17 protein-coding genes are annotated in these 19,423 nt (G+C 65.5%); 7 read left to right on the top strand and 10 right to left on the bottom strand.

Annotated elements, in window-relative coordinates:
- The first annotated feature begins 205 nt into the window (after nt 1–205).
- Both H5T74_11115 and H5T74_11110 read left to right on the top strand, forming a co-directional pair.
- Nucleotides 206–1,375, top strand: coding sequence for an FAD-dependent oxidoreductase (locus tag H5T74_11115; GenBank protein MBC7230923.1), 1,170 nt, complete (start codon nt 206–208; stop codon nt 1,373–1,375).
- Between the two features lie 35 nt (nt 1,376–1,410).
- Nucleotides 1,411–2,916, top strand: a complete 1,506-nt coding sequence (locus H5T74_11110) for an NAD(P)/FAD-dependent oxidoreductase (GenBank protein MBC7230922.1) — start codon at nt 1,411–1,413, stop codon at nt 2,914–2,916.
- A gap of 440 nt (nt 2,917–3,356) precedes the next feature.
- Here H5T74_11110 and H5T74_11105 read toward each other — a convergent pair whose 3' ends face one another.
- The 9 genes from H5T74_11105 to H5T74_11065 form a co-directional block, all read right to left on the bottom strand.
- Entirely contained in the window at nt 3,357–5,180 is a 1,824-nt protein-coding gene (locus H5T74_11105) for an aldehyde ferredoxin oxidoreductase family protein (GenBank protein ID MBC7230921.1), read from the bottom strand.
- Between the two features lie 107 nt (nt 5,181–5,287).
- Complete coding sequence (locus H5T74_11100) at nt 5,288–6,127, bottom strand: class I SAM-dependent methyltransferase (GenBank protein ID MBC7230920.1); 840 nt, start codon at nt 6,125–6,127, stop codon at nt 5,288–5,290.
- A gap of 8 nt (nt 6,128–6,135) precedes the next feature.
- The gene (locus tag H5T74_11095; GenBank protein ID MBC7230919.1) at nt 6,136–6,570 is read right to left on the bottom strand and encodes an SCP2 sterol-binding domain-containing protein; all 435 of its coding nucleotides are present in this window, start codon (nt 6,568–6,570) and stop codon (nt 6,136–6,138) included.
- A 734-nt stretch (nt 6,571–7,304) separates the two neighbouring features.
- On the bottom strand, nt 7,305–7,997 hold the full coding sequence (locus H5T74_11090; protein ID MBC7230918.1) for an HAD-IA family hydrolase: 693 nt from the start codon (nt 7,995–7,997) through the stop codon (nt 7,305–7,307).
- A gap of 164 nt (nt 7,998–8,161) precedes the next feature.
- Complete coding sequence (locus H5T74_11085) at nt 8,162–8,782, bottom strand: histidine phosphatase family protein (GenBank protein ID MBC7230917.1); 621 nt, start codon at nt 8,780–8,782, stop codon at nt 8,162–8,164.
- A 140-nt stretch (nt 8,783–8,922) separates the two neighbouring features.
- Nucleotides 8,923–9,504 carry a metal-dependent hydrolase gene (locus H5T74_11080; protein MBC7230916.1) on the bottom strand — a complete coding sequence of 194 codons (582 nt, stop codon included), beginning with the start codon at nt 9,502–9,504 and terminating at the stop codon, nt 8,923–8,925.
- Nucleotides 9,505–9,506: 2 nt separating this feature from the next.
- On the bottom strand, nt 9,507–10,076 hold the full coding sequence (locus H5T74_11075; GenBank protein ID MBC7230915.1) for a ribonuclease HI family protein: 570 nt from the start codon (nt 10,074–10,076) through the stop codon (nt 9,507–9,509).
- Nucleotides 10,077–10,115: 39 nt separating this feature from the next.
- A complete protein-coding gene (locus tag H5T74_11070) occupies nt 10,116–10,823 on the bottom strand; it encodes a hypothetical protein (protein ID MBC7230914.1) in 708 nt (235 codons plus the stop codon).
- A complete protein-coding gene (locus tag H5T74_11065; GenBank protein MBC7230913.1) occupies nt 10,820–11,947 on the bottom strand; it encodes a Nif3-like dinuclear metal center hexameric protein in 1,128 nt (375 codons plus the stop codon). The genes H5T74_11070 and H5T74_11065 overlap by 4 nt, the downstream gene beginning before the upstream one ends.
- Nucleotides 11,948–12,466: 519 nt before the next feature.
- Between H5T74_11065 and H5T74_11060 the strand changes: the two genes are divergently transcribed.
- The 3 genes from H5T74_11060 to H5T74_11050 all read left to right on the top strand — a co-directional run bounded on the left by H5T74_11060 (nt 12,467) and on the right by H5T74_11050 (nt 17,548).
- On the top strand, nt 12,467–14,434 hold the full coding sequence (locus H5T74_11060) for a PAS domain-containing protein (GenBank protein ID MBC7230912.1): 1,968 nt from the start codon (nt 12,467–12,469) through the stop codon (nt 14,432–14,434).
- Nucleotides 14,418–15,938 carry a response regulator gene (locus H5T74_11055; GenBank protein MBC7230911.1) on the top strand — a complete coding sequence of 507 codons (1,521 nt, stop codon included), beginning with the start codon at nt 14,418–14,420 and terminating at the stop codon, nt 15,936–15,938. Before H5T74_11060 ends, H5T74_11055 begins: the two co-directional genes overlap by 17 nt.
- A gap of 302 nt (nt 15,939–16,240) precedes the next feature.
- Entirely contained in the window at nt 16,241–17,548 is a 1,308-nt protein-coding gene (locus H5T74_11050) for a metallophosphoesterase (protein ID MBC7230910.1), read from the top strand.
- Between the two features lie 8 nt (nt 17,549–17,556).
- Here the strand turns inward: H5T74_11050 and H5T74_11045 are convergent, their stop codons facing one another.
- Nucleotides 17,557–18,345, bottom strand: a complete 789-nt coding sequence (locus H5T74_11045; protein ID MBC7230909.1) for a methyltransferase domain-containing protein — start codon at nt 18,343–18,345, stop codon at nt 17,557–17,559.
- Nucleotides 18,346–18,674: 329 nt separating this feature from the next.
- On the opposite strand from H5T74_11045, the gene H5T74_11040 reads away from it, so the two are divergent.
- The gene (locus H5T74_11040; protein MBC7230908.1) at nt 18,675–18,830 is read left to right on the top strand and encodes a hypothetical protein; all 156 of its coding nucleotides are present in this window, start codon (nt 18,675–18,677) and stop codon (nt 18,828–18,830) included.
- A 181-nt stretch (nt 18,831–19,011) separates the two neighbouring features.
- Nucleotides 19,012–19,416: a hypothetical protein gene (locus tag H5T74_11035; protein MBC7230907.1), complete on the top strand. Its 405-nt coding sequence runs from the start codon at nt 19,012–19,014 to the stop codon at nt 19,414–19,416.
- The last annotated feature ends 7 nt before the right edge of the window (nt 19,417–19,423 follow it).

Here is a 19,423-nt window from a genome sequence, read left to right as displayed (position 1 = left end):
CCCTGGCGGACCCCCTTGCGTGTCCCCTGGTTTACATACATTAACTTTGTGTTATATATATTCGTGTGAACGACTGGTCAGTCATTCCAGCGAGGTTTATTATAGGTACGTACGGGCGACCTGTCAAGGCGGCAAGAGGCGGGAATCCTGTGTGTTTTACCAGCTAAACGGCCATATTTGACAAAATCGATATAAAGTCGATTTTATGGGCGGGGGGCAGCGCGGCGGCGTACATGCGCCGCGAGACCGGAGACCGGGTCATGGAGCATCTATGTCCAGGCGGGGTTTTACCTGTTCAGCAAGGGAGGGTGATGTTATGTCAGAGGTGACCATCGTCGGCGCCGGCCTGGCCGGACTCACCGCCGCCGTCAACCTGGCGCGGCGCGGCCACCACGTGGTGGTCCTGGAGCGGGAGGAACGCATCGGGGGTTCCCCGCTCTACCATCCCTCGGGCCAGGGAAGCCCGTTGGACCTAGAGGGGATCTGCAGATACGTGGGCTTCGATATCCGGCCGGGGATCGAGCCCATCCGGGAGATGGTGGAGATCGCCGGGGGCAAGGCGATGAAGATCGACCCTTCACTCATCAACGCCTATTTCTTCGAGCGCGGCCCCCGGGAGAGCAGCCTGGATTCACATCTCTATCGCCTGGCCTTGGAAGCGGGGGTGGAATTCCGTTTCGCCACCCCTGTCCTCTCACAGGAGGATTTCGCCCAGCTGCCCCCTAACACCATCGTGGCCACCGGCCTGCACTTCGAGGGTTTCGACTCCTTCGGCATCCCCTACCTCACCTCGCATCATTTCACCTACAAGGGCACCTGCGACCCCGACCTCAATTTCGTGCACATGTACCACGACACCTACACCAGCGATTACGGCTACACCTCGGCCTTCCGAGGCATCCTCTACGCCCACCTCTTCAACCGCCGCAAGCCCATCTCCCTGGCCGGGCGCGACCGCTTCGCCGAGCAGGTGAAAAAGTACTCCGGCTTCGAGGTGCCGCGATGGAGCTCCTTCACCTTCCCCGTCCCCGCCGCCAGCATCCGCACCCCCAGGATCTTCGCGGGCAGCAAGATCCTGGCCGGCACCCTCGCCGGGGCCATGGACCCGGTGGCCTTCTTCGGATTGCACGGCGCCCTGGTCTCCGGCAGGATCGCCGCCATGGCTGTCGAGGATGGGGAAAGGGCATGGCGCGAGTTCAGGCGCTGCACGCGCGTCTTCACCACGGCCTATACCCTGGCCCGGATGATGGAGCTGCAGCCTACCCCGCTCACGGTGTTGGGCTTCCGGCTGGCTTTCATGGGATTCGACCGCCTCAAGTTCGTGCACCGCATCATGCAGCAGGGCATGCCCGGCTACGCGAACGTGGCGGGATGAAGGTCCGTACGACGAGGAAAGCGAGGTAATAGGATATGTACACGGACAGGAGAAGAAAGATCGTGGTCATCGGATCCGGGCCCGGCGGAGCGGGGGTTGCCGCGCTCCTACAGGCGCGCGGGCACCAGGTGACCCTGCTGGAACGCAACCCGTTCTACGGTGGAAAATGCTGGTCCTTCACCCGGGACGGGTTCGTGGTGGACTCGGGCGTGCACATGTTCTCCATGGGCGACTCCGGGCAGCACGGGGACATCAACCGCATGGTCCGGGGAGACCTGGAGTGGCTCACTGCCAACCCCGGCGAGCATCTGCTGCTGGGCGGACGCAATTTCATGAACCTCTACCAGAGCCTCACCGATCCCCGCATGCCTATAACCAACCTCCGCGCCAACCTCGCCATGGCGAGGGACATGGCCTTGAAGATGTTGGGGCGCGGGCGCATGAGCAGGGAGCTGGAGCGCGAGATCTATCGCGCCTCGCGCAAAAATTCTCCCCTCGAGACGTTGATGGCGGTGGTGAAGATCGCGCGCCTGAACCCCTCCTACCTCGCGGAGCTGGACGAGATAACCATGCAGGAGTTCCTGCACCGCATAACCGACGACTGGGCTCCCCTGCAGGGGATGGCCGCCCTCTCTATGCTCCTCACCGTGGTGCCCTATGAGCAGGTGAGCGCGGGCGAGTTCCTGTGGTGCTTCGCCAACGCCTTCCGCAAGAAGACCCTGGGGGTGCCCCGGGGAGGTTCGCGCGAGATACCCGGCGCCTTCCTGCGCGCTTTCCGGCGTGACGGAGGCACGCTGCGCCTGGGGTGCGAGGTGAAGCGCATCGTGGTGCGCGACGGCAAGGCGCGGGGCGTGGAGACGGGGGAAGGCGAGGTCATCGAGGCGGACGTGGTCATCTCCAACGCGGGGATCAAGCGCACCCTGGAGATGGCGGGCGAGGAGAACTTCCCGTCCGAATACGTCTCCTACGTCCGGGGCCTGCGTTACTCCTACTCCTTCATCACCATAAAGTACGGGCTCGACCGCAGGGTGATCGACCTTCCTGCCCCCAGTTTCTTCAACATCCCCAACGTGGACCCGGACCACATGTTCGACTACATCGACGAGGGCGGCGTGCCCGAAGACCCCTTCCTGTTCACCCCCATGCCCTCGGAATGGGACCCCTACGCCGCGCCCCCGGGAAAGCAGCTGGTGATCTGCGGCGTGCCTGGACCCATAGAGGTGACGAAGGAGAACGTGGAGCAGTGCGAGCGCATCCTGGACCGCGCCGAGAAGAGGCTCTTCGAGATCTTTCCGCGCATGGAATCGCACATCGAGTGGAAGATGCGCACCCACATCGCCCACACCGCCTCCATCACCGGGAAGCCCACGGGGGAATGCATCGGCCTGGCGCAGTGCGTGGGGCAAACGGGCGTGCACAAGCCGGCGCCCTGGACGCCGGTGAAGGACCTGTGGCTGGTGGGCGCGGACGCGGGCGCCCGCGGCGTGGGCACGGAACAGGCCTCGGGAAGCGCGCTCTATGTCGCCAACCTGCTGGGCTGAGCGGCTTATAAAGGGAGGAGACGCGGCTTCCCGAACAGGCGAAGGACCTGCGAAGACGGGATGCAAGCCGCGGTCACCGGCGGCAGGAGTTGCGGGACTCGAAACAAGGTCGGCCACTGCGGCCGTGCCCCCAACCCCGATTCCGCGGGCCAGAAAAGAAGAACGGGAGCCGGGCGTCCGGCTCCCATGTCCTCCCGTAAAACCGGTACCGCGTCGGCGCAGGCAACGGGATCCCGGCGGCATCGACCCTTGCTCTTCCCCCTCGGAGGCCCGGCCTCCAGGACCTCTCATATCTCCAGCTTCTCGAGAGGCACGCGCCCGTCCTCGTCCGGGCCGGCCGGCTCGTAGAACCAGGTCGTGGAACTCGGCCGACAACCTCTCCGCGTACGGCAGGAAACTCCCTGTGCGCGCCCTTTAATCCCTTCCCGGCTCCCGGGCCCTCAGATGATCTCCACTTTTTCCGAAGGCACCTTTCCGTCCTCGTCCAGGCCGGCCAGCTCGTAGAACTCGGCGAGCATGCGTTCCATGTCGGGGACGGATCCCGCGTTGGCTCCCTCCTCGGTGGGGGTTAGGGCGCGCGGGGGAAGCACGTCGTCGTTCCTGCCCGAGCCGCGCAGGTTGAGGATGTGTCTCTTCAGGTACCAGATCCTCCACCCGCACTGCAAGAGCTCGTCCAGGGTCCAGTCGAAGCCCGTCGCCGCGCGCATCATCTCCACCTGGTCGTTGAGGGACAGGAAAGCCCCGATGAACTCGCACATGCACAGGGAGTTGAAGAGCTGGCCCACCGACAGGCACTTCCAGGTCAGCTCGGCCTTGCCCTTGCTGGTCATCCCTTTATAGGGCCCCTTGAGCCCGATCTCGGGCCAGGATCCCATGCCGCCCTCTATGAGCAGGTTGGTGGAGTTCAGGTGGCAGGCGCCCCGGGCGCCCACGACGTAGGCCAGCCCGTAGCCGTGGAAACCGCGCGGGTCGTGGGCAGGGAAATCCAGCCCGCGCACCGTCACCGCCAGCTCGGGCGCGCCCAGCTCCTCCGCCAGAGCTCGCGAGCCCGCGGCCATGCGCTCCCCGAAGCCCTCTCGCGCCGCGGTCATGCGGATAGCCTCCAGGGCGGCCTCCATGTTCCCCCAGCTGAGGTCGAGCCCGGTTTCTTTTACGCCGATGATCCCCCTCTCCTGCGCCTCCATGAGCCCGGCGAGCACCGCGCCCATGGCGATGGTATCCATGCCCAGGCGGTTGCAGAGGTCGTTGGCCTTGGCCACCGCCTCCAGGCTGGGGTTCATGAGGTTGGTGCCCATCATGCACACCGTCTCGTACTCCGGGCCGGCGTGCTCCTCCATGGCGAAGGGGCCGCCCTCCACCCTGACCACCCGCTTGCAGCGCACCGTGCACGCGTAGCAACCGACGATCTTCACCAGAAGATGATCGTTGTAATAGAAGGAGTTCAGGGTATCCAAGGCCTCCATCCACTCCCCCAGGCGCCAGTTCTTCACCGGCACGTCCCCCGAGAGCATGCCGGTGTCCAGGGCCCCGTTGGTCCCCATCTCGTGCAGCGTTCCCGCCAGGAGGCCGTTCTCCAGTTTCTCCGCCACCGCCTTGCGCACTTCTTTGGCCTTCTCGGGGTCGGCGTAACCCATCTTGCCGCCGCCCCGCACCGCCAATGCCTTGAGGTTCTTCGAACCCATGACCGCCCCGAGGCCGCATCGCCCCGCCACGCTGCCTATCTCGTTCACGATGGCCGCGAAGCGCACCCCGTTCTCCCCCGCCGGACCTATCTGCATGGTGCGCACGGGCCCGCCATCTCCCTTGAGCTCTTCCTGCAGGCGGTCGTTGGTCTGATAGGCGTCCAGGCCCCAGAGGTGAGAGGCGTCGCGCAGCTCCGCCTTCCCTCCCTCGAGCCACAGGAACACGGGCTTCTGCGCCCTGCCCCGGAACACGATGCCGTCGAAGCCCGCCAGCTTGACCGCGGCCCCGAAGGAACCCCCCACGTTGCATTCGCCCCAGAGGCCGGTGAGCGGCGACAGGGCGACCACCGACGACCTGCCGCTCCCCGGGAAGTTGCTCCCGGTGAGGGGCCCGTCGAGGAACATGAGGGGGTTCTCCGGCGAGAGAGGGTCGGCCAGGGGATCCATCTCCTTAAGCAGCAGGTAAGCGCCCAGGCCGGTGCCTCCGATATAGGACCTGAAGACCTCCTCCGAGAGCGCCTTCTCGGCAATGGTTCCCTTTCCCAGGTCCACCTCCAATATCCTCCCGCAGAAACCTCTCATGCTCCTCTCCTTCCTCTCTCCGCCGGACCGACACCGGCGGCGTCATCGCCTCTCTTCCTTCCGCCGAGATCGCTTCCCCGCCGCCCTCGCGCCCCTCCGTCTCCGCCTCAACCGACCGGACTCCTGCCCCAGATGTATATGCAAGGGAGCACGTCGCGGTAGGACGGTTTCGCGGATTCCGCCGCCAGTCGAGCGGCCAGCGCCCTCACTTCCCCCTCGGACATTCCCTCCCTGAGCCACACCGACACCGGGGAGAGCTCCCCTGGAAGGCAGTCCCGCAGTTCACGCAATGCCTCGTCCGTCCCCGAGTAAGGACGTGTGACCTCGGCATGCCAGGTGAAGCTTTCCACCTCCTGGAAACCCGCCTCCTTCACCTCGCGCACCAGGTCCGAACGCCGGAAAGCGTAGGAGGGATGCGCTGTCTTCAGGATCCCCGTCGCCTTCTCCCAGAGGAATCTCTCCTCTCCCCAGTCCATGGATATCTCCTCCTCGGCGAGCACCGGCTCGAAGATGGAGAGAAACCCTCCCGGCTTGAGCACGCGCAGCGCCTCCCTCAACACCGCCGCGCGGTCCCGCACATAGCAGAGCACGGAACGCGACACCACCGCGTCCACCGCGCGGTCCTCGACGGGCAATCGGCCGACGTCGGCATGCAGCGGGCGCAGGTTCTCGAGGCCCCTTTCCTCCGCTCTGCGGGAAAGGGTGCGCAGCGCTCCTTCGCTGCTGTCCGCCGCTATCACCATGCCTCCCCGACCGACCACGCGCGCCGCCTCCAGGGAAAGAAAACCGGTGCCGCACCCCAGGTCGAGGACCACGGCACCGGGTCTGAGCGACGCCCTGTGGAGCACGCGGTCCCGCACCTGGGAGCGCAGGAGCCTTACCTGCCGGTCCGCGGAGACCTCGCGCTCAGCGTCATCGAGCCACCTGGCCCAGATATCTCCGGGCAAAGGGAGTCCTAGTCCTCCTCTTCTTCCTCGATGATCAGGTCATCGAGCCCTTTCTCCCTCAGCAGCCCTACATATACATCGTAAGCGGGCTTGATCACCGGGAGCATCTTGAGCAGGCGCGGGACGGAGCCCTCTGCCTCTATCTCCCCGCTGGAAAGGGCTCCCAGCAGGTTCAACTGCCCGCACCAGAAGGCGTGCGCGGTGTCCAGCTCCATGGACAGGGTGGCGTCCGGCTCTCCCTCGCCGGTGAATTCGCCCGGATAGACCTTCACCTCGTCGCCCCGGCAGTCGATCCAGTATTCTCCCTCGGGATTGCGGTACACGAACCTCACCAGCAGGTTCGAATCCAGGGCTTTCTGGCGGATGGCCGGGTCCTTCATCAGGGCGTCGAACACCCCCACCAGCAGGTCATAGAACACCTTTACGTCGTCGAAGTACGGCATCGCTTCCTCCTCTCCCTAGCGCCTCGCTCCTTTGTCCTCCTTGCCCCCCCGTGTGACCGTCTTTCCCGCCGCGCCGGGGGCGGATGATGATTGGTGAAAGGGCCCTCCGATGCTTCTCTTTCGTCCTAGGAGGGGTTTTATGGACCTTTATTTTTTTATCCCGGAAGGCCCTTCACCAAACCTGAATCCTCTTCCGAACCTCCTTGCGCCCAGCCATGGCGGTAACGTGGCTTGTCACCGACATCAGCCGGCCGCGGGAAGGAAACGGGAAATATCGAAAAGGCGTAAATGGAACACGTGTGCGGTGCGCGGACATATGAGACTATACCACAGCCGTCAAGAGTTGTCTATCATGGGGTCAGCCCCGGACATGGGACATTTTTCTTTATCGATTATGACATCTTCGATTATGACATCTGCTCAGGAACACGCTAAATGTAGGAGCTTTAAGCCCATGGCGCAACCTCATTTTGTGCCGGCGCCATCCCTTCCTGAGCTAATGGATTAATGTGTTTTTTCTTTTTACCAACCGTCATGCCTTACGCAAACCGCCGGTCAACACCCGCGGCTTCACGCACCTGTTTACTCTCCTCCAGGCGCCTTTCCATCAGGAACGGGTTCTGTCTCGCCTCCTGGGGGAAGAGCGATTCGTCTTTTTGGGTTATGCTTTGTGGCCGTAACGGCGGCGAAGTTGGATGATGGCGCCGGGGGGAAGAGCGATTCGTCTTTTCGGGTTATGGTTTGTCCCATGTCCGGGGCTGACCCCATAATATTTTATTCAGGGCGGCGGGCTCGGGCACCCAGTAGTCCGGCTTCTCCGCCTCCAGTACCCGGCGTGGAAAGGGGCCCCATTCCACCGCCCCCGCGGTGATGCCGGCGGCGTGTGCGCAACGTATGTCGAAGGGGCTGTCCCCGATGAAGGTCGCCTCCTCCGGCGCGGCCTCCAGACGGCGCAGCGCCTCCAGGGCAGGCTCGGGGTGCGGCTTGTGCATCACCGTGTCGTCGGCGGTGATCACGGCGTCGAAATAGCCCCCGTAGCCGAAATGGCGCAGGTCGTGAAAGGCGCCGTCGGCTCGCTTGCTGGTCACCAGCGCCATGAGATACCCCCTTTCCCGCAGGCTCTCCAAGGCCTGCCTGACCCCGGGGAACTCCCTCACCAGGCGACGGTGGTTCTCCTCGTAGATGCGCTGGTAGGTGGAGAATATCTCTTCCGCGCGGGCGGGGTCGATGTCCATGGCCTGTTCCATGAGCGGCCTTCCCACTTGGGAGAGCACCTCTTCCCTGCTCCGCGGGGGGATGCCCAGCACGCGGAAGGTCTCTGCGAAGGTGAAGAGGATGAGCTCGATGGTGTCGGCGAGGGTGCCGTCCCAGTCGAAGAGGATGGCCCTGACCCTTCCCGGCGATGCCTCAGGAACGTTCCCCGACATGTCCTCCCCTCTCCGCGTTTTCCCGCCGCTAGACTGGCATTATTTGACATCCCGCAGGCTTCCCGAACGCCGCATGTCACGCCCTTTCCGCGGGGTGCAGGCGCGAGGCTTTCCCGACAGGTGAGAGAGCGGTCTCGCCGGCCGCGGTCGAGGCCCGGAGCCGCTCACCGGAGATGCAGGGTCTCGTTGACCAGGATCACCATGGCCGTTTCCGGTATGCCGCCGTCGAAGTACCTGACGGCGGAGATGGAAGCCAGGTCTATCTGGAGGCGGAACATGTCGTCCAGGTCCATGCGCAGGGCCTCGCAGAGGATCCCCCTCACGGGACCGCCGTGGGTGGCCACCACCACCCGCTCGTCTCCGGGATGGCGGGAGGTGATCTCCCGCACGGCCTCCATCACCCTCTTTTTCACGGAGGCGAAGTCCTCTCCCCCGGGGATGGTCACCGAGGAGGGGTTGCGCATCCATCTGCTCGCGGTCTCGTTGTCCTCCGCGAAGAGCTCGGCGATGGGCTGTCCGTCCCACTCTCCCATGTCCACCTCCATCAGCCCCGGCATGACCACCACCTCGAGGCCCCTGCTCTCGGCCAGCGGCTTTACCGTCTCCAAGCAGCGGCGGAGGGGACTGGAATATATGGCGGCGATCTCCATACCTGCGAAAAAAGCCGCCACGCGGCGCGCCTGCTCCCGCCCTGTATTGTTCAATCCGATGTCCAGGCGTCCCAGCAGGCGGTGCTGGGCATGGTATTCGGTCTCTCCGTGCCTGACGATATACGCGGTTCCCATGACCCCATCATTTTATTTGCCCCCGGGCGGGGGCGCAATGACGCCCGCGGCGGCGCCGGTGAATACAGGGCGTGGCCCTCCCTCACGCGCGGCGCGCCCCCGAAAGCCTCCGCGAAGAGGCGCCTTCCCCGAAGGTCAACTCACATGCGGCGCTCCGCCACCGCCATCTCCGCCAGCGCGGGGGAGTTCCCGCGGAAGATAAAATCTCCCAGGGCACGGCGGTCGCTCACCCCCAGCACGCGCAGCGAAAGCACCAGGAGGACGCCGCCGGAGACCTCGCCGGCCCAGAAAAAGGGATCCGTGAGGTGTTCCCTTATCTGCTCCATGATGGTCCCCAGTGAAGGGTGGCGCAGGAAGGGACCCAGGGAGGGCCAGAAGGCGGTGGTGGGCTCCATCCATATGCGGTCCAGCAACAGGTGGCTCGCCATGCCGCAGGCCAGAAGAAGCAGGCGTCCGTCGCCGCGCCGCCTCCACGACCACGCTCCCGCCAGCAGCGCGGCGAGGGTAAGGGCCACGGTGTGGGTGAAGATGCGGCCGTTCTGGAAATAGGGGCGTAAGAGGACCTGGCCGACCGTCTTGTCTATCACGTCCGGGAGCACGGCGCCGGCCAGCAGCCACCGCATGTCCGGAGCCCCGTAGGAGAACCCGCGCCGCTCTCCCCACTCCCTCGCGGCCAGGGACGCGGGGGCGGCGGCGTAGCCCAGGTGCGCGAGGAAGAACACCTCTATTCCTGCTCCTTCTCTTCCTCTTCCGCGCCTTCGCCCGCGAACAGGCTCTCCTGCCCGGAGGGAGGCTCGGCCGCGCGCCGCCCCGCCCGCGTCCCCGCGAACCCCGCCTCGTCCAGCGCCAGGTTGGCGAGGTCATCCGCCTCCGCGTTCTCCTCCCTAGGGACGTGGAGGACCTCCCAGTCGCGGTAACGGCCCAGCATGGACATCACCTGCGCATACAGGCTGCGCAGGTTCTTGTCCCTGACCCGGTACTCCCCCCTTATCTGCCTGGCCACCAGCTCGCTGTCGGTGTGGATGCGCAGGCGGTCCACCTCGAAGACGGAGAGCAGGCGCAGGGCATGCACCAGCGCGGTGTACTCCGCGTAGTTGTTGGTGGTCTCGCCTATGGCCTCGCCGAAGGCCGCCACCTTCCTGCCCTGCCGGGTCTTCACCACCACCCCGATGGCCGCGGGCCCCGGGTTTCCCCGCGCGGCGCCGTCCACATGGACGTGCAGTTCCTCGAAACGTTTGGCCCCTTGGAAAAAGGGGTCCACCACGCTCCTCTTGCTCCTCCTGGTCGAAGGCATATCGCCGCCTCCTCCTCTTCCCGCTCTCCGCCCCCTACCTCACTTCACCAGGATACGTCCGCAGTTGGGGCAGCGGAAAACCGCCTCGGACTTGAGGAAACGGTCATACTCCTTGCCGGGGAGCTCCACCCGGCATCCCAGGCATACCCCCTCCTCGACCTTCACCACGGCCAGGTTGTTCTTGCTCCCGAGCAGGCGGCGGTAGAGGTCCAGGACCTCCCCGTCGATGCCTTCCTCCAGCCCTTTCTTCCGTTCCTCCAGGTCCGCGAGTTCCGCCCGCAGCCTCCGTACCTCGTCTTCCAGCGCTTTCCTCTTGCCTTCCAGCTCCGCCCGCAGGGACCCCAGTTCCGAACGCAGGCCTTCCACCTTCCTTGTCAGCTCTTCCTGGGCCTCCATGGCCTCGAGGGCTCCCGTCTCCAGCTCGTCCATCAGCCGCTTAAGGGAGCGCACCTCCGCCTGCAGACCCCGCAGCTCCTTGGGGTTGCTCACCTTGCCTCCGTAGAGCTTTTCCTCTTCGCGCTGGAGCTTTTCCTCGATGCGCTGCACTTCCTCCTCTGAGGACTGAAGTCTCCCGCGCCATTTCTCCAGCTCTTCCTGGAGACCTTCCAGCTCGCCGGCCAGCTCCTCCTCCCGCGAACCCAGCTCCTCCAGCTCGGCTTTTAGGGGATGTTTGTCCTCCCGCTCGCGCAGCTCGAAGATGCGGGTGTCCAACTCCTGTACCTCGTAAAGGGCTTCCAGACCGCTCAATCCACACCTCCGTCGCTCCAGGGACAGGTATCGCTCTCAGACGCCAGCACCTCGACCTCCAGACCCGTTTCCTCCGTCCTCTGCGCGAGCAGGGACGCCAGGTGTCCGACCACCGGCCGCTCGGTATGGAAATGCCCGGCGTCGATGACCGCCATCCCGAGGGCGAGGGCGTCGCGGGCCGCGTGATAAGACACGTCTCCCGTCACCAGCACCTCCGCGCCCGCCCTCGCGGCCACGGGCACGAGGTCTCCCCCGCTCCCGCCGCAGACCGCCACGCGGCTCACCTTCCGATCGGGGTCGCCCGCCAGGCGCACGGCGGGGTTTCCCAGCTCTCGGGAACACCTCTCCGCCAGCTCCGCCAGGCGCATCCTTTCGCGCAGCTCGCCCATCCTTCCCAGGCCCGCCCCCACCGCCACCTCCCGCAGGGGATATACATCGTATGCCGGCTCCTCGTAAGGGTGGGAGGAGAGCAGGGCTCCGAGGGCCGCCTCCAGCCTGTCCCCCTCCACCTTCACCTCGAGCCTCACCTCTGCGACCTCGTTGGGGCGTCCCGCCTCCCCGTACGCCGGATGCGCCCCCGGGCTTGGGGTGAAGGTGCCCGTGCCCTCCAGGCGGAAGGAACACCCGGTGTAGTCGCCTATCACCCCGGCGCCGGCGGCGAAGAGGGCCTCGCTCACCGCCGCCACCTCGCCGGGAGGGAGAAAGGTGACCAGCTTGTAATGGAGGCCGTGGGGCGGTGGCGACAGGGGACGGTGTTCGGGCAGCCCCAGCCTTTCCGCCAGGGCGGCGCTGACTCCCAGCGGCGAGACGTCGAGGTTGGTATGGGCGGCATAGACGCAGATCCCGCTCGAGAGCACCTCCCGTAGCAGGTCCGCCTCTATACGTCCCTCGGCCAACGAGCGCAGGGGCCGGAAGATGAGGGGGTGGTGGGTTATCGCCAGCCCGGCTCCCCGTTCCCGCGCTTCCTCCAGCGTCTCCGCCGTCAGGTCCAGACACACCAGGACGGCATCCACCGGGGTTCGCGGCGAGCCCGCCTGCAATCCCACGTTGTCCCATTCCTCCGCCCACGCTGGCGGCGCCATCTCTTCGAGCAGGGCTATGATCTCCCCCGCCGGACAGCTCATCCCTTCCTCCTTACCGAGCACGGGTTATCACCATTATATGGACTGGAGGGCCGGGTTGATAGAGAGCTCCTCCCCTCCCGGGCAGGCCATGCGCCCCCGCGGCCGAAATGAACCCGCGTATCATGGCGAGGACGGGGAACGGGTTTGACGTCGGGATGTGCCCTCTTCCGCCTCGTCCAGGGATGCATCGCCTCGCGCTCCCCGGGGCTCATCTCGACCTCTCGGCCCCCCTTCCGAATAGACTCTCCGGATAAAACGGCTCGGCATGAACACCAGAGCAGCGTCCGCCGCAGCCGGGGAAGCCGCCTCCGCCACTCCGAAAAACCGCCCGGCCCGAATCACCGGAAAGGGGGGTGCAGACGGGCGCATGGATCGACTAAAAATATATGTGGACCTATTATGGACTCCGAGCGGGACGCGGTTCGGCCCGCGAGCGGCCGCGGGCGCGCGGATTGGTGCCGCGTAATAAAATAGTGGTGGGGCGTGCGGCATATACTGCCTGCGAAAGGGAGGGTGGTCTTGCAGATACCGGGCGAAGCGCTCGAGGTCTCGGTGATCTCGCTGCGAAGGGAATACACCTCTTGCGTCCTGTCCCTCCTGCGTGATATGGGTCTCGAGGGGAGAGCGCTGGAAGAGGCTCCCCGCGGTCTCGCGGGCCTGGAAGGCCTGCTGATCGTGGATGGCGACCACCCCCACGCGGACCGCTTCCTGCAGGACGCCATACGCGTGCTGCGCGAGGGGAGGATCGATATCGAGATCCTCCGGGATCCGGACCCCTCGAGCGTGGGGCTCGCGGTGCTTCGCTGCCGGCTGCACCGCGGGCTGCGCGCGGACCTCCACCAGTACCGTTCCTCGCTGCTGGCCCTCAACGACGTGGTGCGGGCGCTCAACCGCCCCCTGAGCGACGAAGAGGCCCTGCCCTCCGCCCTGCGCGAGCTCGCGCACCATTTCGGCTGCGCTCGCTATGCCCTCTTCCACGCCGTCGAACCGGGAGCCGACCCGCAGATACGCTGTTTTCACGGCCTGCCGGTGGAACTCCTGGTGAACCTGAAGAGCGTGAAGGGAAGGGCCGCCCTGCGCCACCTCTTCTATTCCATCCTCTCCGTGGTCGACGTCATCGACGGGGAGACGCTCCTGCGCATCGAGCCGCGGGCCGTGGAGTGGCTGAGCTTCATCGAGGGGGAAGGCGGGCAAGCACCCAGCCTTCTCCTCTTCACCCTCAAGAGCAACCGCCGCCCCGTGGGCATGGTCTCCATGGACTTCGAGCGGCCGCGCGCCTTGAGCACCCGGGAGAAGGAGGCCCTCTCTCTCATCGGTCAGCAGCTGGGGCTGGTGTTGGAGAACACCCAGCTCTTCGAGGTGGTGCAGGCGGCACGCCGGGAATGGGAGGCCACCGTGGACTCCCTGCGCGACATGGTCTTCATGGTCGGCCTGGACGGGAAGATCATGCGCGCCAACCGCGCCCTGGCGCGCTATTCCGGCATGTCTGAAAAGGAGATCGTGGGCAGGGAATGCTCGGAGATCCTTATCTGTGGGCGCGGTTACACGGGCTGTCCGCATATCGACACCGCTCTGGAGCGAGGCGCGGAGGGCTATGAGATGGTGGACGACCGGGGCAGGGAATACCGCGTGCTCATCACCCCCTACCTCAACACGGCGGGCGAGGTGGCGGGGACCGTCCACCTGGTGAGCGATATCACGGAGGAAAAGGCGCTGGCGCGCCTGGAGGAGGAAAAGCGTCAGCTCCAAGAGCTCGACCGCCTCAAGAACCGCCTCCTGGCCTCGGTCACCCATGAGCTCAAGACGCCCCTCAACGCCATCATCGGATTCTCGGAGCTGCTTCTCTCGGGGACCTACGGGGACCTGGAGGAGAGGCAGCGCCGCTACCTCGAGAACATCCTCGCCGGGGGCAGGCACCTCCTGGAGCTCATCAACGAGATCCTGGAGTATATGCGGGCGCAGGCGGAGAGCCTCACCCTGAACCTGGAGGAACTGGACGCGGGGGGACTGCTTCGCAACGTCGCCGACATCATGCGCCAGGAGGCCGCGCGCGGAGGCATAGAGCTGAGCGTGGAGGCGGCGAGCGGAGGCCACCACGTGCATGCCGACCGGCGCAGGATCACCCAGGTGCTCTTCAACCTCCTCTCCAACGCCATCAAGTTCACCCCCCCGGGCGGGCGGGTGACCCTGCGCGCCTTCGCCCGCCACGACGGGGTGGTCATGGAGGTGGAGGACACCGGCGTGGGCATCTCGAGCGAGGACCAGAAGCGCCTCTTCATGGAATTCACCCAGGTGGGAGAGGGGGAACGCAGAGGCGGAGGCACCGGCCTAGGCCTGGCTTTGAGCAGAAAACTGGTGGAGCTGCATGGTGGTAAAATATGGGTCGAAAGCGAGCCCGGCAAGGGAAGCACGTTCTCCTTCCTCCTTCCCTTCTCGCCGGGCCGCGAGAGCGCCGAGGAGGTAGGAGCGGGTGAAAGAACGGAATGAAGACGGACCGCGGGACATGGGGCCGGGCGAAGCCCTGGTGCTGGCCGTGGACGACGAGCCGGTCAACCTCGATTTCCTGCAGGCGGTGCTGGAGCCTGAGGGATGGCGTGTGCTGCGGGCGGACGGCGGGAAGGCGGCGCTTCGCGCCATGGAGGAGCACTCCGTCGACCTGGTCCTGCTGGACATCCTCATGCCGGACGTGGACGGGGTGGAGGTGTGCCGGCGCATCAAGGGGGATCCCCGCACCGCCTTCGTGCCCGTGGTCATGGTCACCGCCCTCGATTCCACCGCCGACCGCGTAAAGGCCCTGGAGGCGGGAGCCGACGACTTCCTCACCAAGCCGGTGGACCGGCAGGAGCTGCTGGCGCGCGTACGTTCCCTGCTGCGCCTCAAGTCCATGCACGACGGCCTGGAGGGCGCCTATCGCTCCATGACCTTCGTCACCGCCCTCAGCGCCAACCTATTGAAGGGGAGCGAGGAATACGAGCCCTTTTTCGTGGAGACCGACCGCGAACTGGCCCAGGCGTTCCTGGCCACCTCCGGGGATCAGCGCGGTCCGAGACGCATCTTCCTGGGCCTCAACACGCCCCCGCAGGGGATAACGGGAACCCTTTTCACCAGCAAGGGGGACACCCTCGAGGAGCAGGACCGCATCTATTCCAGCGCGGTGCTCAAGGCCATGGGTATCCCGGAGGGAGACGCGCTGCTTGCGGAAGGCCTCGCGGGCGGCATCTACAGGCCGGAAGGCGGGGGTGGGGACGCCGCCTGGGTGAGCGACGGGCGTCGCCTGGTGGTGGCATCCGCCTATCCGGGACCCGTGAGCCACTTCGACCTCGAGGCGCTCAAGACCTTCTTCCTCGATGCCTCTTTTTTCCAGGAGCTCTCCCTGCGCATGCAGGAGACGGAGGAGGCCTTCCGCTACACCATCCAGGCCCTCGCTCGCGCCTCCGAGGTCAACGACGAGCTCACGGGGGAACACATCCTGCGCATCAACCTCTACGCGGCCTTCCTGGCCACGGAGCTCGGACTGCCGTCCCGCGAGGCGGAGGTCATCGGTTACTCCGCCCAGATGCACGACGTGGGCAAGATCCATGTCCACCCCGACATCATCCGCAAGCCCGGGGCGCTCACGCCGGAGGAATGGGAGGTCATGAAGACCCACTGTGAGGCGGGCGCCCATATCCTCGGCACCCACCCGCGCCTGGCGGTGGCGTCGGAGATCGCCCTTACACATCACGAGAAATGGGACGGCTCCGGCTATCCCCGCGGCCTGAAGGGCGAGGAGATCCCGCTCCCCGGGCGCATCGTGGCCATCTGCGACGTGTACGACGCCCTGCGCAGCCGGCGGTCCTACAAGGAAGGGTTGCCCCACGAGCGGGCGGTGGAGATCATCCTGGAGGGAGACGGGCGAAGTGTCCCGGAGCATTTCGACCCCAGCCTTCTCTCCATCTTCCGCTCCCACCACAGGCGCTTCGCGGAGATCTACGCGGACCTCGCGGATTGAGGCCCTTCTCTTCGGCGGGTGAGTGGATACACTTACGTCTTGACGACAAGAATCGCAAGGATACCGCTGGCCGAGGTGCCCCTGAGAGAGGCCATGGTCGAAGCGCCGTCCGCGAGACGCCGCGCGTCCGCGCGCAACTTGCTGGCCGCGGCGAGGGGCCGCCCATGCCCTCGGCGTGCGGTTATAATTGTCTGGGCCGGTAAACACGAGCGGGAAACAAACCACCGGCCGCGAAGCGTTCCCGGCGGCCCGTCTTACCGCCGGGAGCGGCAGGTGCGGAGACGGAAAGTCGGAGGGATGCGGTGAGGACGAGGTTCATAGTCAGCGACCTGCACCTGGGAGCGGGCGATTACCTGGACGATTTCGACCAGGACGAGGCCTTCGTCGCCTTCCTCACCACGGCGGCGAAGCGCCGCGGCGCCGAGCTGATCCTGAACGGCGACTGGATCGATTTCGTGGCCGTGAACCTGGAAAAACCCTCTCACCGGCCTTTCTCGCGCATGGGGTGCACCGAGGGGGAGTCCCTCTCCAAACTGGAGCGCGTGCTGGAGGCGCACGCTCACTGCTTCGAAGCCCTGCGGCGCTTCATGGAGAAGGGACACCGCGTGGTGGTGGTACCCGGGAACCACGACGTCGACCTCTTCTGGCCACGGGTGCGGGACCGTCTGCTGGAGGTGTTGGGCGGTCCGGATTCCGACCATTTTCATTTCGAGGCCAGCGGGGTGTACCGTTTCGGCAGCGTGCACGTGGAGCACGGCAACCAGTACTATGCCGACAGCGTCTTCGAGCATTTCACCCACCCCTTCCTTCGCGACCCCAAGACGGGGGAGCTGCGCCTCGAGCGCAGCTGGGGAAACTGTTTCCTGGAATATTTTTCTAACGGGATGATGAGCGAGCGCAACCCCTTCATCAACAACGTGCGTCCCATCCCCAACATGGTCTTCATGGGCATCCAGGACGAGAGCTGGTGGTTCAAGCTCGCCTACGGCTACAAGCTCATGCGGTTCATGTCCCGGGTAGGCTTCCCGCCCTTCCGCGAGAGCCGCGAGCTCCTGCGCCGCAAGCGCGAGGGGCGCCTGGACAGCTGGGGATATACGCGCAAGCGTTTCCTGGACCTGCTCTCCGGCCGCGGTAAGGTGGAGCTGATGGGCATCGACGACGCCGAGGGCCTGAGCGCGGAGTTCCCCCCCGAGGAGGAGCACGAGGAGCCGGCACGCGAGCAGGAGGGGCTGCTGCTGGATTCTCTGGCCACGCGCGAGGACGCCCTCTCGGTGGCGGCGCGCGACCTCCTCCTCTCCGATCAGGGTATAGACGTGGTGGTCTTCGGGCACGACCACCGCTACTACTCCAACGAGCTGCAGCCGGTGCTGGGAGGAAAAAAGGGGAAGTACTACGTGAACACCGGCACCTGGATACCCATGCTCTTCCTCACCCGCACCAGGCGGCAGCTGCGCTGGCGCGACCTCAGGGACGAGAGCCTCTACCAGCAGCTCCTCACCTATGCCGTGGTGCGCCGTGGGCTGGGGGGATACCACGCCTCGCTGCGCCGTATCGACCGGGTCCGGCGGGACGGCGACGCCGCGGGCGGCGATGCGCCGGAGACGGGCTGAGCTGCCCTTCAGGATTTGGAGCAGATGAGCTGGACGAACTTGCCCACGCCCTTGAGATGGGGCTCCTGTCCCGCCCGCTCTTCCAGCTCCAACATTCCCTTGAAACACTGGCCGTCCTCGAAGAGCGAGCAATCGATGAACTCCGAGAAGACCAGAAGCCCGTACTGCTCCACGATGTCATATCCCAGCGGTTCCAGGAGGGCGATGAGCTCGGCGTCCGAGTAGAGGTGTCCGCGCCCGCTGTGTAGGGGGGTGGGGAACTCGTCGATGTCGAAAGCGTCCATGGCCTCCCGGATGTTCCCCTCGGCGATGACCTTGCGCATCACCAGGCCGTAACGGTTGAGGAAGACCAGGGAGAGGGTACCCCGGGGGCGCAGCACGCGGGTGATGACGTTGAAGGCGCGCAGCGGGTCGTCGACGTACTCGATGGTCTCGTGGCAGATGACGAGGTCGAAATCCTCCTCGATGCACCCCTCCAGGTTCTCCACGCGCTCGTTGAGGAAGCGCATGTAGCTGGCGCGGTCGGGGAGCTGCAGCCGCGCCCTCTCCTCCGCCGTCTGCAGCAGGCACGCCTGCGGCTCCAGCATGGTCACCTTGTGTCCCAGGGCGGCGAAGCGCAGGGCCACCTCACCCAGCCCGCTCCCCACGTCGAGCACGTTGAGCTCCCCCGTCCGCCTTATCTCCTGCTCCAGGTACCTGGAAAGGTAGCGGAAGGCCAGCTCCGCCTCCAGGCGCGTTTCCGGCGCCTCCGCCTTTCCCATGAGCAGCTCGGCTTTTTCCTCCGGGGACTGGTCCATGCTTCCGGCCTCCTTACATCACCTTCTTTGCCTGCAAGAACATCATAGGGTGACCTTTTCCGGCCGGTCAATGCGGGGCATAGGCCTTACGGCCTCCTGCCGTGCGCGCATCACCGCGCCATGAACCCCCGATTTAAACCCGGGCGGAGGAAACGCGCTCCGGCCTGGGCCTACTGGCCAAAGAGCGTAGGAATCCGTAAGGCCTATCCCCGCTTGTCGTCCTCGAGGGGGCGATATAAAAAGGGGCCGAAGCGGCCCCGCGTTATCTGGTGGGCGTTGCGGGATTTGAACCCACGACCTCCTGCTTGTAAGTCCCTGGGGAGGACAGCGTGTTTTCTCTCAACCAGAAGTTTGGGGCGACCCCCGATGAGGCGGTGGACCTCCTACGCGCGGCGGAGCGCTTGGGGCTGTACCCTTGCGGGACGGCCTTTCATGTCGGTTCGCAGCGCCTGGATGGGACCGCTGGGCTCGTGCATTGGAACTGACGTTGCGCGTGTGGGGCGAGGCGAAGGAGCTGCCGCTGCGCCGCCTTAAAATCGGCGGGGGCTTTCCGGTAGCGTATAATTGCCCGGTGCCCGCCATAGACGCCATCGGCGCGGACGTCTTGCGCTGTCTGGAGGCGTTCCCCCCGGGGACGGAGTTGATGGCGGAGCCGGGGAGGCTCTGGTGGCGGATGCCGGAATCCTGGTGGCGTCGGTCATCGGTAGAGCTTCCCGCGGGGGGCTGTACCTGGACGTGGGGGCGCTGCACGGATTATTTGAGGGTTTTCAATCGGGGCTGACCATGTCCTACCGCGTGCGCAACATCACGCGGGGGGAAGCCGGGCCGGTCAGGGAATACGTGTTGGCCGGGCCGACCTGTGACCCCGACGATACCATCCAAAAGGGAGCGAGGCTTGGCGACACCCGAGTTTGGGACCGCTTGATATTCTCCCCCACCGGGGCGTACACCGATGTCTACGCCACGGAGTTCATGGGATTTTCCCGACCAAACTTCTATGTCACGGCGAAAGTAGGAGACGAACCTGGGTTTTGGCAGGAATGCGTGGGCAGCGGAAGAGAGACCGCGTGAAGAACGG

The sequence above is a fragment of the Actinomycetota bacterium genome (genome assembly GCA_014360645.1).
Taxonomy (GTDB): Bacteria; Actinomycetota; Geothermincolia; order Geothermincolales; family RBG-13-55-18; genus Solincola_B.
Note: the sequence above shows the minus strand (reverse complement) of the source record. Positions and strands in the feature narration are given on the sequence as shown.